Origin of the sequence: Fodinicurvata sediminis DSM 21159 (assembly GCF_000420625.1) — a bacterium.
In the GTDB taxonomy this organism is placed as follows: domain Bacteria; phylum Pseudomonadota; class Alphaproteobacteria; order Kiloniellales; family DSM-21159; genus Fodinicurvata; species Fodinicurvata sediminis.
In genome coordinates this window covers 694,143-707,328 of the sequence record NZ_ATVH01000011.1, presented here as the reverse complement: position 1 = coordinate 707,328, position 13,186 = coordinate 694,143, and the positions used below count along the sequence as shown (strand labels likewise).

Here is a 13,186-nt window from a genome sequence, read left to right as displayed (position 1 = left end):
CCTGCTAGGCTTCACCTCATCCGTATTGCTTTAAGCTTGGCGCTGAGAGGCTCTCCGTGGTCGACGGATGGTGCGTACCTTTCCACTGGGGCCACCCCCGCAGAAGAACTGATCGCCGCCGTCGGATTCGAGTCCGGAGACACCCGTGCCGCTGGGCATCACGAGCCTCTCCAGAACCTCTCCGTTGAACGGGTCGATCCGCCTCACATCGCTTTCGCCTCCTTCCCAGGTTCCGTGCCAGAGTTCGCCGTCAACCCAGGTGACGCCGGTGACCGCGCGGTTGGACTCGAGGGTGCCAAGGATTTCTCCTGTATCGGGGTCAACCTGGTGGATCCTATGGCCCTGGTGTTGTCCCACCCAGAGCATCCCTTCGGCCCAGGCGAGGCCGGAATTCCCTCCCTCGCCGGGGGCCGGGATCGTGGTGAGGACACCGCCAGTCTCCGGATCGATTTTCTGGATGCGATCCCCGGCGATCTGGAACAGGTGCCGCCCGTCGAAGGCCGTTCCGGCTTGTGCGGCGGCCTCGATCGAACGCTCTACCTTTCCGCTCTTGGGGTCGAGGACGTTCAGCCTGTCACCTACGGCAAACCAGACGTACCGGCCGTCATAAGTCACGCCATGCACGCTGTCCGTGCCCGGAAAGGGACCATAGTCCCGGAGGATTTCTGCTGCGGTTCGTTTCATGGTTCCAGTCTAGCCGCTCGGCAGCGGCCCGGGGAGTAACAAGGTTGTCGTGATTCCCGGCATGGGCGGTGTCATCCATCGTCGCGCGCGTCCGCGGCCGTAGGACTGCGCCTTGCCGGAGGCCGCGAGCGAGTCGAGAGCCCGCTGCACGCTCCGCTGGCTGGTTCCCAGCGCAAGGGCCAGGGCCGAACTCGACCAGGCCTCACCATCGGAGAGGAAGGCCAACACCCGGCCATGCTCATCTTCGACGGGTGGGGCCAGCACGACAACCTCGCGCGCCTCATATGGCGTCAGCGTGAAGCCGCGTTTCGTTGCGCTTATGCCGGCCAGGCCGCGCATGGCGGCACGAAGCCTGCCGATTTCCACGCGCAGGCGTACCCGATGGGAGTCATCAGCCTGCCTGGCCCGGAACGCCCTGTGGAGGAGTGTGTCCCTGGGCGCATCTCCGGGCCAGGCCTCGCCCAGGGTGCGTGCCAGCGTGAACAGGACGGGGCGCCGGGCGAGCGAGACTGCCGTGTCTGCGGTCCGGACGACATAACGGCAGGCGTCCACCACGAGACTTCCGGCTGCCATAAGCTCTTCGACCTGCTCGAGGAGGATGAGGCGCTCGCCATTCTGGCGGATCAGACGTGCCGCCGGTGTTTCCAGGGCGCGGGATGCGCTATCGATCTCCGCCGTCAGCGCGGGGATGCCCGCCTCGGCCGCGGCCCTGTCAGCCCGGGAGAGTGCAGCGCGCGCGCTCTCTGTCCGGACCCGGCGAATGGCGATCCCCGCAACAGTCAGATGGTGGGTCGCCTGCAAGGCTGGGGGCAGCTGAGCGGGTTCGATATCGGCAAGAGCCCGCTCGGCCTCGTCGAGGCGACCGGTCAGGAGCAGATGCCGGGCCTCGAGGTTTTGTGCATGCGCGGAATTCACCCGGTCGCCGTGAGCCTCCAGAGTGTCCCGCGCTGTCCCGAGTGTCTTGGCGGACCAACCCAGGTCGCGAGAAACCAGGGCGATTTCGGCCTCGGCCAGGATGCAGCGCGCGCGGGCCATGGTCTCATTCGAACCGAAGGCGCGCGCCGCGCTTTGCAGAAGCGTCCTGGCCCGCCCCAGGTCGCCGAGCCGGGCCATCGCGATGCCGCGAAGCGCGAGGGCAGGCGCATCGTCGCGCAGGGCGACCCTGTTCAAGGCGCCGAGATGATCCCCCGCCGCAAGGGCGCGCGCCGCGGCCGTGATCAACGCGTCCATGGGAATCCCGTCACACTTGTAACTCCCTCGTTTCGATAGCCTTCGCTAAGTCTAGCCCGTAGCCCGACCGATTTCGAGAAACGGAAGGGATCCCTAAGCCAAGGAGATACGATGATGAGCAAGCAGATGACGGGAACACGTGAAGAATGGCTCGCGGCGCGGCGCGCGCTGCTGGAGGAGGAAAAGAAGCTGACACGCCGCAGCGACGAGCTGGCGCGGCGACGCCAGCAATTGCCGTGGGTCCGGATCGACAAGGACTATCAATTCGAGACGGACGCGGGGAGCGCTTCACTGGCGGATCTCTTCCAGGGACGCTCGCAGCTGCTCGTATATCATTTCATGTTCGGCCCGGACTACGAGGCTGGATGCCCGTCCTGCTCGGCGATCGCGGACGGCTTCGAGGGCTTCGCCATCCACCTGGCGAACCATGACGTCACGCTTTCGGCGGTCTCGCGAGCGCCGCTAGGGAAGCTACAGGCCTACAAGCGGCGCATGGGATGGACCTTTCCCTGGGCGTCCTCGTTCGGCAGCGACTTCAACGCGGACTTCAATATCTGGTTCACCGAGACGCAGCAACGCAGCGGAGACGTGGAGTACAACTACCGGCACGAGGAGGCTGGAGGTCAGCTGGACCAGGAGGACGGACCCGAAGCCCTGTTCGCGGCCATGTGTCGAACCGACGTGCCCACGTATCTTTCTGAAAGGCCGGGCATGAGTGCGTTCGCGCTCCAGGATGGCGTCGTCTATCACAGCTATTCCACCTATGCGCGGGGTCTGGACGGCCTCTGGGGCATGTACCAGTGGCTCGACCGTGCTCCGAAGGGGCGCAACGAGACGGGTGTCTGGTGGCGCCGTCATGACGAGTACGGTGAAGCTTGAGCGGATTTCCAAAAGTCGCGGAGGACCCGAATTTCACCGCAGGAGGCAAGAAATGAGCAACTCCTATACCGGCAACAACCCTGTTTCGATCCCCAGGGTGGCCGCTTTCCTGAGACTCACAGCCGCACCGACCTTTGCTCTAATGGCTCTGCTTGCAAGCGGCCTTGGGGGTGTCGTTCCAGATACCCATGGCGCGATCCTGCAGCATGGCTCGCCGCTGAGTGGGATGGTTCTGATGTACCTACTGATGAGTGTTTTTCACTTGCCGCCTTGGCTGATGCTTCCTTTTCGACGAAGAAAGTGGCCTGTCCACTGGTCCTGATTCAGCATCTGCAGCAACAAACACTAGATCCAATTGGCCGGCCATGGTCAGGCTATGCCCGTCGTCAACCGCGTGGTCCAAGACATGACCAGCAAGTCGCCGGGCACCATCGAGAGGGAGTGGAGAAGTACAATAGTGGGCGCTGTCAACGTTCGGCGGGAGGTTTTATTCGAAAAGGACTGGGCGTTGTTTCTTTCTCTTCACGGTGAGAGAGAAGACGTCGGGTCGGGCATAATGTCCGCTGGCGTCGAATTTTCGTCGAGACGCCCGTGCGGCAGCGACATCGATCTCGGCTGTCAGGAGGCCCTTTTCCTGATGCATCGGGCCGGCCATGATTCCACCGAAGGGCTTGTAGACGACGGCATCGCCCGCGTTGATCCATTCGTCCTCGTTCGGGAAAAGCTCATCGCGAAATGGAATGTTTTCGGGAATGTCGGATGCTTCAAGCGCCGTTGCGCAACCGATCACCCAGCAACCGCCCTCACGTGAGATGTGCTGCATTGTCGCGAACCATGTGTCGCCGCTGTCCCATGTCGGAGCAACATAGATATCGATGTTCTGGGCATAGAGCGCATAGCGTGCGAGCGGCATGTAGTTTTCCCAGCAGATCAATGCACCGACACGGCCGACGGCGGTATCAACCACGTTCAAGCCGGCGCCGTCACCGAAACCCCAGACCATCCGTTCCGGGTTTGTCGGCATGAGCTTGCGGTGATTGTTGACCAGCCTGCCATCCGCATCGATGATCGCGCAGCTGTTGAAAAGTGTGCTGCCACTGACAGAACCGTCGATCTCCTGATAGCCGATCACCACTACGACAGCACAGTCTTGTGCCGCTTCCTGTAGCGGCCTCAATCCATTCTTGCCCAGATCCACCGAGTTGGCCTGTGAAAGGGCATAAAGCGCATCCGTCTTGCCCATACCGGCCCCTGGCGGTAGCCGCCAGACGAAAGTGGGGTAGCCAGGCAGCCAGACTTCTGGAAAAACCACCATGTCGCAGCCCATGGCTGCGGATTCCTGAACAATTTCCACCGCGCGAACCATGGATTTTTCGAGATCGAGATAGATCGGTGGTTTTTGTACGATCGAGACCTTCATCTTCTTTCCTTTTGTGGGGCAACTCAAAGCGCAGATTTGCAAGCTTGAGCCGCACTTGTCCTCTAGGCACGCCACATGTGAAGCTCCGTGGCGGTCAAAAAACCGGCCTCCCCCATCAGCGTTTCTCCCTGGCGTAAAACCTCGTCGATCAGGATATCCAGATCGGCGCGTGTCGTGCGGTGGTTGGTGATTGCGGCGCGCAGGCAATGGCGACCTTGAACCGTGGTGTCGGAGACTGCGGCGATGCCGGCTTCCTGCATCCGCACCATGATTTCGGTGTTCAGCCTCTTGAGCGACGGCTCGGGCAGTCCTCCCGGATCATAGCGGAAGCAGACGATGTTGATTGCGGTCGGAAAACACATGCTCAGATCAGGGGTGGCTTCTATTCGTTCCGACAGGTAGCGGGCATGAGCAAGGTCCTGATCGATGAGGCGGCCGAATTTGGCCACACCCTGCTCCTCCAGTGCCATCCAGACCTTGAGGGCACGGAATCCGCGTGAAGTTTGAAGTCCGAAGTCGTGCAGCCAGGCTCCCGACGCGATGCCGCGCGGTGCGTTTTCAAGATACTCCGGCGTCAGCGTGAAGCTGCCGAAATGTGCATCAGCATCGCGGACAAGAGCGCAGCCAACCTCGAAGGGGGCGTGCAGCCATTTGTGCGGGTCCAATGCAATGGAATCGGCGCGCTTCATCCCTTGTATCAGCGCCTGTCCTTCGGGCGCTATTGCGAGGAGTGCACCGATGCACCCATCTACATGCAGCCACAGCCCTTCATCGACGCAGAAATCAGCGATCGCCTGCAGATCGTCGATGGCGCCCGTATTGACCGTGCCGGCAGTTGCAATCACACAGGCGGGCTGGTGTCCTGCCGCTCTGTCACGGTCCACTGCCCTGCGCAGGGCTGCAACATCCATCCGGCAAGCCGTGTCGGATGGCACACGGCAAAGGGCCTGGTTGCCCAGCCCCATCGCTTCCACTGCGATCTGGTGACATGAATGGATCTGATCCGAGCCGTAGAACCTCAGGGGTGCCTTCAGGGCGCCTATGCCCAGTTCACGCATGTCGATGCCAGACATCTGGTTGCGTGCGACGGTCAGGCCGATCAGATTGGCCATTGATCCGCCTGAGACCAGCGTACCGCTGGCCGTTGCGGGATAGCCTATCATTTCCTTCATCCAGGAAACGACCTGCTTGTCGATCTCAGCTGCAGCATGGTCGCCGCCGGCGAGATTCGAGCCAAGAATGGCTGCAAGGAAGTCTCCCAGAGCGCCCGTGAAATTGCTCGCTCCCATGTACCACATCCAGAAGCGTGGATGGATGTTTCCCATCGGGTACGGCAACATGTTCGTGACGAGATCGTCGTAGACTTCAGCTAGCGGCCGGCCCTTTTGCGGCACCGGGCGGTGGAAGCGCGTGCGTACTTCGGATGGCATGACCTGCCAAAGAGGGCGTTCGCGAACGTCGCGGGTATAATCGACCGTGTCGTCGACAATGCGTCGGGCAAGAATGCGGAGCGTTTCCCAATCCTCAGGGTCGAGGTTTTCCTCCCGGGCGGTCTTCGCTTCATTTGCGACTGCAGTCATGGTTGGCTTTCCCAAGATGTGATGTTCGCTCGCGCGGATGAACGTCAGGGCGCTTCAGACTCGCAGTTGCACTGCGCGTTCATGGATACTGCAGGTAACCGAAAATGCCCGTCAGGCCGACTGATGACTTGGGAGCGGCTCCGACTGCAGCTTGTCGGACTTTTTTTTGTTGCTGATTCGAGCCGCGAGACCGCTGCGGTTTTCCCTACCCAACTTGATTGGCCCACGGCACTGCAGAGACGGATCGTGCAGAGTCGTATCATTTTTTCCGTAGGTTTCGGCGGCTATTCTGCGGCCATCTGATAACCGGGCGTCGAACGTGACAGTGCCGTTTCTTCCTCGGTCATGTCCTCAGGGATCGTTTCGAACAGCGGCGTTGACATGTAGCGTTCGCCTGTGTCCGGCAGCATGCAGAGGATGACGGCCCCAGGCTCGACCCGTTCGGCGACCTGCATGGCGACGGCAAAGGTCGAGCCTCCAGAGATACCCGTCAGAATGCCTTCCCGCTGCGCGAGTTTCTGAGCCCAGGCAATGCCGTCGGGGCCGGCAACAGGGATCAGTTCGTCATAAAGCCCGTCATCCAGCGCTTCCTGCAGGATGTGGGGAATGAAGTCGGGGGTCCAGCCCTGGATTGGATGTGGTTGGAAAGCAGGGTGGCTTTCGGCGGGCGAATGATCCGGGTTGCGCGCCTGCGCGTGACCGCTGCCCAGAAGCTGCGCGTTGGCGGGTTCCGACAGCACGATCTTTGTTTCCGGCCGTTCGCGGCGCAGAGCACGCCCCACCCCCGTCACCGTGCCGCCGGTGCCGTAGCCTGTGATCCAGTAATCCAGCCGCTTGCCGTCGAAGTCGGTGAGAATCTCGCGGGCAGTCGTGTTCTCGTGGATACGGGCGTTCGCCTCGGTTTCAAACTGGCGGGCAAGGAACCAGCCGTTCGCTTCGGCCAGTTCCACTGCCTTGCGGTACATGCCGAAGCCCTTTTCAGCGCGCGGCGTAAGCACGACCTTTGCACCCATCATCCTCATCAGTTTGCGGCGCTCGACCGAAAAGCTGTCGGCCATTGTAACCACCAGCGGATAGCCCTTGGCTGCACAAACCATGGCCAGTCCGATTCCGGTGTTGCCCGACGTCGCCTCGACCACAGTTTGCCCCGGGCTCAGTCTTCCGTCGCGTTCGGCCTCCTCGATGATGCTGAGCGCCAGCCGGTCCTTGACCGACCCGGCCGGGTTGAAGGCCTCGGCCTTCACGTAGACCTCCACACCGTCCGGCGCGAGCGAATTGATCCGGATCGCAGGGGTGTCGCCCACGGTTTCGAGGACGCTGGCGAAAAGCCTGCCGCGCCCCTGTGTTGTGCGCATCGTCATTGCGTCCATCGATTTTCTCCGTCCTTTCTTCATCAACCGGGACAATCCTGGTCGACACATGAAATTTGCTTCGGGACCACTGTGTCCGTGCTCGCCCGCCTGCAAATACCCGGTCTTCCGAGCAAACCGGCATGAGCGGGAAATGTCAGTGCTGGTGTTCGGGCGGCGCAAACAAGATCAGTTCGACCCGCTCGGCGCCTTCGACATAGGCATCGTGCCCGGGCGGAATTTCGAAGAAGTCGCCCGTGCTCAGATGTGTCTCGATGCCCGTGTCGATCATGCGAACCACAAGCTTGCCCGACATGCAGTAGCCGGTGTGCCGCATGGGGCAGGATTCGGGCGAGCCGAGCAGCGGTTTCTCGTCAGCCTCCCAAGTCCAGCCGGGTTCAAAGACAGCACGCATTCCTGAGCTGCCATCGGCCATCTTGACGATGGAGATGCCGCCGCGCTCTTTCATGTCCAGGAGTTGATCTGGTTTCTCGAACCGTCTTGTTTCTATCGAATTTTCTTGCATGGCTCACTCCAATTCCCTTTTTGGGCCTTCGGAAGCCCCGCGCCATTGTATTTGTTGATCCTAAGGCATCCGCGTCGAGCAAGCTTGACGGAGTTCTGAAGAATTCCTGTAGAAGTCGGCGATTATACCATATGCTCTCACATGACTTGGGCATTCGGTGATTTTCGTCTCGACCCGGAGCGCTTCCAACTCAGCCACTGCGAAATACCGGTGCGGCTGGAACCCCAAGTGCTTACCCTGCTGATCCATCTGGTCCGAAATCGCGATCACATGGTCTCGAAGGACGAGATCGTCGCTGCGGTTTGGCAAGGTCAGGCGGTCTCGGATGCCAGCATTTCTAGCCGTATCCGCTCGGCCCGTCAGGCGGTCGGCGACAACGGGGTGCGACAGGCAGTAATCCGCACGGTTCATGGCCGGGGATTCCGCTTCATCCCCGAGGTATCCACACTGCCGCTCGAGCAGGCGTCTGTTGACGGCATCGTTCACCAGCCATCTGATCGCCCCGGCGGGCGTCCCTCTATCGCCGTACTCCCCTTGCAACAGCTCGGCATGTTGCCGGAGCTCGCCATTCTGGGGGATGCGATTCCGCACGAGATCATCGAGGCTTTATCGCGACTGCGATGGCTTGCGGTGATCGCGCGAGGGTCATCCTTCCGCTTCCGGCAAGTTGCAGCTGATCTGGATTTGGTGTCTACAGCACTTACCGCGCGCTACGTCCTGTCCGGAATTATCGAGAGCCACAATCGTATCATTGCTGTGACGCTCGAACTGACCGACACCAGTTCCCGCGAGATCCTCTGGGCCGATCGGCTCGTGGCTCCTGTTGACGATATCGGTGATCTGAGGGCGCGGATTGTGGTGCACCTCGTATCGGCACTTGAGGCTCACATACCCTTCAACGAAGCGCGCATCGCGCGGCTGAGTGACCCGACGGGGCTGGGTGCTTGGGCGAATTATCACATCGGCCTCGGTCATCTGTACCGTTTCACGACTGACGACACGGCATTGGCGCAGGTCTGTTTCGAACGGGCGGTCAAGTTAGATCCGCACTTCGCGCGTGCTCATGCGGGACTGTCTTTTACCAGCTTTCTCGACGCGTTCCTGCGTCTGACGCCTGACCCAGCATTGGCCGCTCGCGAGGCTCGGCGCCATGCCGAGCGCAGTCTGGAGCTGGATGCTCTAGACCCCTTTGCGAACTTTACAATGGGTCGTACATTCTGGTTGACGGATGAGCCCGAAGTCGCTGCTGACTGGTTGGCACGGGCGACGGCGCTGAACCCTAACTATGCGCAAGGCTTCTACGCTGCGGCCTTCACCGATATGCTGAACGGTAAGGCGGCTGCTTCGTTCGCCGCGCTGGACACCTCGCTGCATCTAAGCCCACTCGACCCGCTGCTCTATGGCATTCACGGCGTTCGTGCGCAGATGCTGATTCAGCAGGAAGACCATGAGGCCGCCGCCAGCTGGGCCGATCGGGCTGCCACCACACCCGGAGCACATTACCTGATCGCAATGATCGCGCTTGCTGCCAATGGTCTGGCTGGCCGACACGACCAGGCGGCCCGATGGCGGCGCGAGGTGCGCCGGCGTAAACCCGATGCCACGGCGGCGGACTATTTTGCCGCCTTTCCGACACGCGATACCGCGTCTCGCGCGCGCATCGCGACGGAACTGCGGCGGCACGGCTTCTGATCGCGATCTAAGTCATCATAGTGTGGCGTCGTCGGGGGCAGATTGCACTTTATTGATAGAGCGGCTGTCGAATGCAGGTGATTGAAAATCCTGACCACCTCCTACCGGGCTGCACTGCTGCGCAAGGCCTCAAGGTCCCAGGACTGCATCAACTCTTCGACCCTGTCGGCTGAGTCGAGATTGTTGCCCGTAACCTGAAGCATGATTCGGCCATCGATCATTACGTTGGCTTCCGCGCTGCCTTGTTCCTCTTCCCATTTGAGCATGCCCCTTTCCCGGCCGACACGAAGGCGCTCCACATTGGGCTGGGCTGCAAACATGGAAGGATTGTTCATCATGGCAGCCAGACTCTGCATCATGGGGTTGTCGAGCATGATGGCCGCTTGCATGACGCCTTCTCCCTCGTTTTCCGTGTAACTGCGGCTTATGTTGCTACCACCACCAAGTCCACCAAGCAGGCCGGCGGCTTTACCCCCGCCTCCGCCACCAGTTTCGGGATCCATTGCCGTCCAACCTTCTGGTGCATCGGGGAAAGTTGTCCCAATCTGCTCGTTCATGGCATCGCGAATATCCTCGATCGCGAATTCAAGTTCGACGATTGCCGCTCCGAATGCCTCTGACTCGTAAAGTTCCAGCCCCAGGTTTATCTGTTCCGTAACTTCATCTGCCTTCGCGGGTGAAAGGGTGACAACACCTGCAACGGCACAAACTGCCAGGTTACTGAAAAACTGTGCGGTTCGGGACATGCCGAGACTCCTCGTCGTGATATGAAAGGTTTGGCGCGATTGGCCATGGGAAGAGATTAGCAGGGGTCCAGAAGCCGGAGACCGTTCGTTCAAACGGGGAGCCGGCATTTCCCGGTGTGCAGGAATTTTCAGCACAGGGGATGTCGAAGGCTTCCTGGCCGGTGTGTCAACACGGACCATCAACGCGGTATGTGCCATCATCAGCGTGGGCTTTGGCGTAACCGAAAGCCGCCATAGACAATCAAGTGTACATAGGAGGCTCAGTCCTGCATTTGAAAGTATCAGCCTACTCCTAACGGTGCTGACGGGAGGTGGAGAATAGCCGAGCAAGCGAAAGCAGGGTAGTCGTGAGAGTGCCAGCGGCAAGACCTGTCCATAGCCCGGTAACGCCGAAATCCAGAACCTCGCAGAGATAGAGACCTAGCGGTGCACCAATCAGCCAATAGCCAACTAGCATATAGACCATCGGCGTCCGGGTATCCTTGCGTCCGCGCAGCAGGCCTGTAGTCGCCGAACCGGGACCGCCCACGAGGTCGATCAGGCCAAGCAGGATCAGGAGGCCGAAGGCGAGCTTGGCTGCTTTAAGCCCCATATGGCTTTCGTCGAAAAAGCTTGCCGCGAGTGACCCTGCAACTCCAACCATAAGCAGACAGATTATCGTTCCGCAGAGAAGAGCGAGACCAAGGCTGCTTGTGATGACGGAATGGCGGTGGCGTGGATCCTCCAGGCTTTCGGCGCGTGCCATGCGTACCATGGAAGCTTGCAGGAGTGCGGCCGGCACGGCATAGGCGATGCCCGCGGTTCGCAGTGTGAGCGTGTGCGCGGCAACATCGGCTGCTCCCAGTGTTGCAGCATACAGCGTTGCTCCAAGGAAGATGCCCACCTCGGCTACAGTTGCGATGCCAATTGGCAAGCCGATGCGGATCACCGCAATCAAGCCAAGCCAGTCGAAGCAGGCTCGGGCGGAATGGGCGGGCCGAGCACCGTTGGAAGCGCGGCGGGCAATGGCGACAAGCACGGCCAGGGTCATCAAGGCGACCAGCAGGGAGGAGGTGCCTGCTCCCGTGGGGCCCAGGGCAGGAAGGGGGCCGGGACCGGTCATTAGAAGATAGTTCGCAACCGCATTAAGAGGCAGCATCGCCAGTGTAACTCGCAGGAAGACTTTGGGCTGCTCGGCCGCCGTCAGGATCGTGCGGTAAAGCATGACACCGAGCATTGGAACGAGCGTGAGCGCCATGGTTTGTGTGTAACCGCGGCCCTGCTCGAGCAGAGCCGCTTCAAGACCAAGGCCCTTCAGCCAGGAAGGTGCGAGCCAGACGATTGGCACGCTCGCAATGGCGAGCAAACACACTGTCATCCAGCCGACCCGTACGAGACTTGCTTTTTCTTCTGCGTCAAGATGCGTTACTGCGGCTGTGTAGAACGGCGCAAGGCCGCCGAGAACACCGGCCCCCAGGTAGAAGACGATCGAGTAGAGGTCGCTGCCGACCGCAACCGCCGCCAACGCGTCGGTTCCGAAGATAAGAGATACCATCACGCCGTCGGTCACGCTCATTCCCATGTTGACCAGGGCGATCAAGGCGATCGGTACTGCCAGCCTGAACAAGGCGCGCCCTTCTTCCAGGTGCAGACGCCATTCGGCGCCGGCCACGGCCCTGGCTCTGGATGCATGATCTGCGTTTGCAGGAGACATCTTTGGTTATCCATCTATGATACAGGCAAGCACACGAGAGGCTCTTGCCCGCCCTCCGTGCAGGAGGTGAGGGGCAAGAGCTGACCCGTAGCTTTACTGGTGTGGTTGTTAGGGGTGTTGCCGGGACAGGCTCCGGCGATCTTGTTATTCAGTGCGCTTACAGGCGTGCTTCGAGGATCAGGTTGAATGGCGTTTGGGCAGCACGCCGGAAGTGTGTGAACCCGGCCTTCCGAAACACGTCCGCAAGCCGGGCCTCCCCGGCTTGCGCGCCGAGTACCGTGTGGCCACCTTCCGAGATCGCATGAGCACAGCAGATCATCGTGGAGGCCGCGTAGTACATGCGTGCAACCGGGGAAACGTTGTCCTCGACATGATCGTTGGCAAAAGGTTCGATCAGCATAACGGTGCCATCGACTGCGATGGTCTTGGCTGCGTGAGCGGCTGCCGCGCCCGGGTCGCCCATGTCGTGCAGGCAATCGAAGAAGCAAATGAGGTCATAACCGGTGCCGCTGTAAGCGTTCGCCTGCGCTGCCGTGAAGCTTACCTGACGGGCAACACCGGCTCTTTCGGCAACTTTCCGGGCTTCGGTCAAGGACTCCTCGTGGGTGTCGAAGCCGTGAAAGCGGGAGGCGGGGAAGGCCTGGGCCATAAGGACCGTCGAATGGCCATGGCCGCAGCCGACATCGGCCACTAGCGCCCCGGCTTTCAGCTTTTCGACGACGCCGTCGAGGGTCGGTAGCCATTCAGGTACCAGGTTTGCCTTGTAGCCATTGCGATAGAAAGCGGCGACCCCGCAGAAGAGCCGCCCATCATGGTCGCTCCAGGGAATGCCATTGCCTGTGCGGAAGGCCTCCACAGCCTTATCCTCGTCCGCCCACATCGAAGCTGGTACCGACCAGGCATTGGGAATGAAGAAGGGACTCTCTTCCTCGGCCAGGACAAGGGCCTGCTCGGGAGTCAGTTCGTAGGTATCACTGATGGTATGGTAGTTTGCATAGCCGCCTGCCACCTGTGAGCCAAGCCATTCGCGCACGTAGCGCTCGGCGCAGTCAGTCCGTCGGGCCAGTTCGTGAGAGCTCATGGGACCAGAGTCGGCCATTGCCTTATAGAGACCAAGGCGATGGCCAAGGCTGATCATCACGCCACCGTATCCGGCCGAAATATCACCAATGACACGGGACAGGAATGTATCGAGTTTCGTGGAATCGACAGGGGTGCTTTGAACGAGGGCCATACCTAAATCTCCGGTTGAAGCATCCAGGTGATCTGGAGCTTCACGGATGATCACAGCTGTTGATGACGAACGGGAGAGCCGGACGGTCCACAATCGGGCCGTTTGTGCCATTCGCGTCGAATTTTTGTCAGTTTGGCGAACGCAGGCATTCCA

General features: G+C 60.6%; 12 protein-coding genes. 3 read left to right on the top strand and 9 right to left on the bottom strand.

Going from position 1 to position 13,186, the window contains the following annotated elements; all coding sequences use genetic code 11:
- Positions 1-30 precede the first annotated feature (30 nt).
- The gene (locus tag G502_RS0104740) at positions 31-684 is read right to left on the bottom strand and encodes a Vgb family protein (RefSeq protein ID WP_022727517.1); all 654 of its coding nucleotides are present in this window, start codon (positions 682-684) and stop codon (positions 31-33) included.
- A gap of 9 nt (positions 685-693) precedes the next feature.
- The gene (locus G502_RS0104735; RefSeq protein WP_022727516.1) at positions 694-1,914 is read right to left on the bottom strand and encodes a hypothetical protein; all 1,221 of its coding nucleotides are present in this window, start codon (positions 1,912-1,914) and stop codon (positions 694-696) included.
- Between the two features lie 111 nt (positions 1,915-2,025).
- On the opposite strand from G502_RS0104735, the gene G502_RS0104730 reads away from it, so the two are divergent.
- Together G502_RS0104730 and G502_RS18675 are read left to right on the top strand one after the other, a co-directional pair.
- On the top strand, positions 2,026-2,793 hold the full coding sequence (locus G502_RS0104730) for a DUF899 domain-containing protein (RefSeq protein WP_022727515.1): 768 nt from the start codon (positions 2,026-2,028) through the stop codon (positions 2,791-2,793).
- 52 nt (positions 2,794-2,845) lie between these two features.
- Positions 2,846-3,115: a hypothetical protein gene (locus G502_RS18675; RefSeq protein WP_022727514.1), complete on the top strand. Its 270-nt coding sequence runs from the start codon at positions 2,846-2,848 to the stop codon at positions 3,113-3,115.
- Between the two features lie 165 nt (positions 3,116-3,280).
- On the opposite strand, the gene G502_RS0104725 is transcribed toward G502_RS18675, so the two are convergent.
- From G502_RS0104725 to G502_RS18665, 4 genes are all read right to left on the bottom strand, one after another.
- On the bottom strand, positions 3,281-4,213 hold the full coding sequence (locus G502_RS0104725; RefSeq protein WP_022727513.1) for a carbon-nitrogen hydrolase family protein: 933 nt from the start codon (positions 4,211-4,213) through the stop codon (positions 3,281-3,283).
- A 62-nt stretch (positions 4,214-4,275) separates the two neighbouring features.
- The gene (locus G502_RS18670) at positions 4,276-5,793 is read right to left on the bottom strand and encodes a pyridoxal phosphate-dependent decarboxylase family protein (protein ID WP_022727512.1); all 1,518 of its coding nucleotides are present in this window, start codon (positions 5,791-5,793) and stop codon (positions 4,276-4,278) included.
- A 284-nt stretch (positions 5,794-6,077) separates the two neighbouring features.
- Positions 6,078-7,163, bottom strand: a complete 1,086-nt coding sequence (locus tag G502_RS0104715; protein ID WP_022727511.1) for a PLP-dependent cysteine synthase family protein — start codon at positions 7,161-7,163, stop codon at positions 6,078-6,080.
- 136 nt (positions 7,164-7,299) lie between these two features.
- Positions 7,300-7,668, bottom strand: coding sequence for a cupin domain-containing protein (locus tag G502_RS18665; RefSeq protein ID WP_040487504.1), 369 nt, complete (start codon positions 7,666-7,668; stop codon positions 7,300-7,302).
- A 141-nt stretch (positions 7,669-7,809) separates the two neighbouring features.
- Here G502_RS18665 and G502_RS0104705 point away from each other — a divergent pair, with 141 nt between their 5' ends.
- On the top strand, positions 7,810-9,360 hold the full coding sequence (locus G502_RS0104705; protein WP_022727509.1) for a winged helix-turn-helix domain-containing tetratricopeptide repeat protein: 1,551 nt from the start codon (positions 7,810-7,812) through the stop codon (positions 9,358-9,360).
- Positions 9,361-9,461: 101 nt separating this feature from the next.
- Here the strand turns inward: G502_RS0104705 and G502_RS0104700 are convergent, their stop codons facing one another.
- From G502_RS0104700 to G502_RS0104690, 3 genes are all read right to left on the bottom strand, one after another.
- Complete coding sequence (locus G502_RS0104700) at positions 9,462-10,106, bottom strand: hypothetical protein (protein ID WP_022727508.1); 645 nt, start codon at positions 10,104-10,106, stop codon at positions 9,462-9,464.
- A 292-nt stretch (positions 10,107-10,398) separates the two neighbouring features.
- Entirely contained in the window at positions 10,399-11,799 is a 1,401-nt protein-coding gene (locus G502_RS0104695) for an MATE family efflux transporter (RefSeq protein ID WP_081649676.1), read from the bottom strand.
- 157 nt (positions 11,800-11,956) lie between these two features.
- Entirely contained in the window at positions 11,957-13,033 is a 1,077-nt protein-coding gene (locus tag G502_RS0104690) for a class I SAM-dependent methyltransferase (RefSeq protein ID WP_022727506.1), read from the bottom strand.
- Positions 13,034-13,186 lie beyond the last annotated feature (153 nt).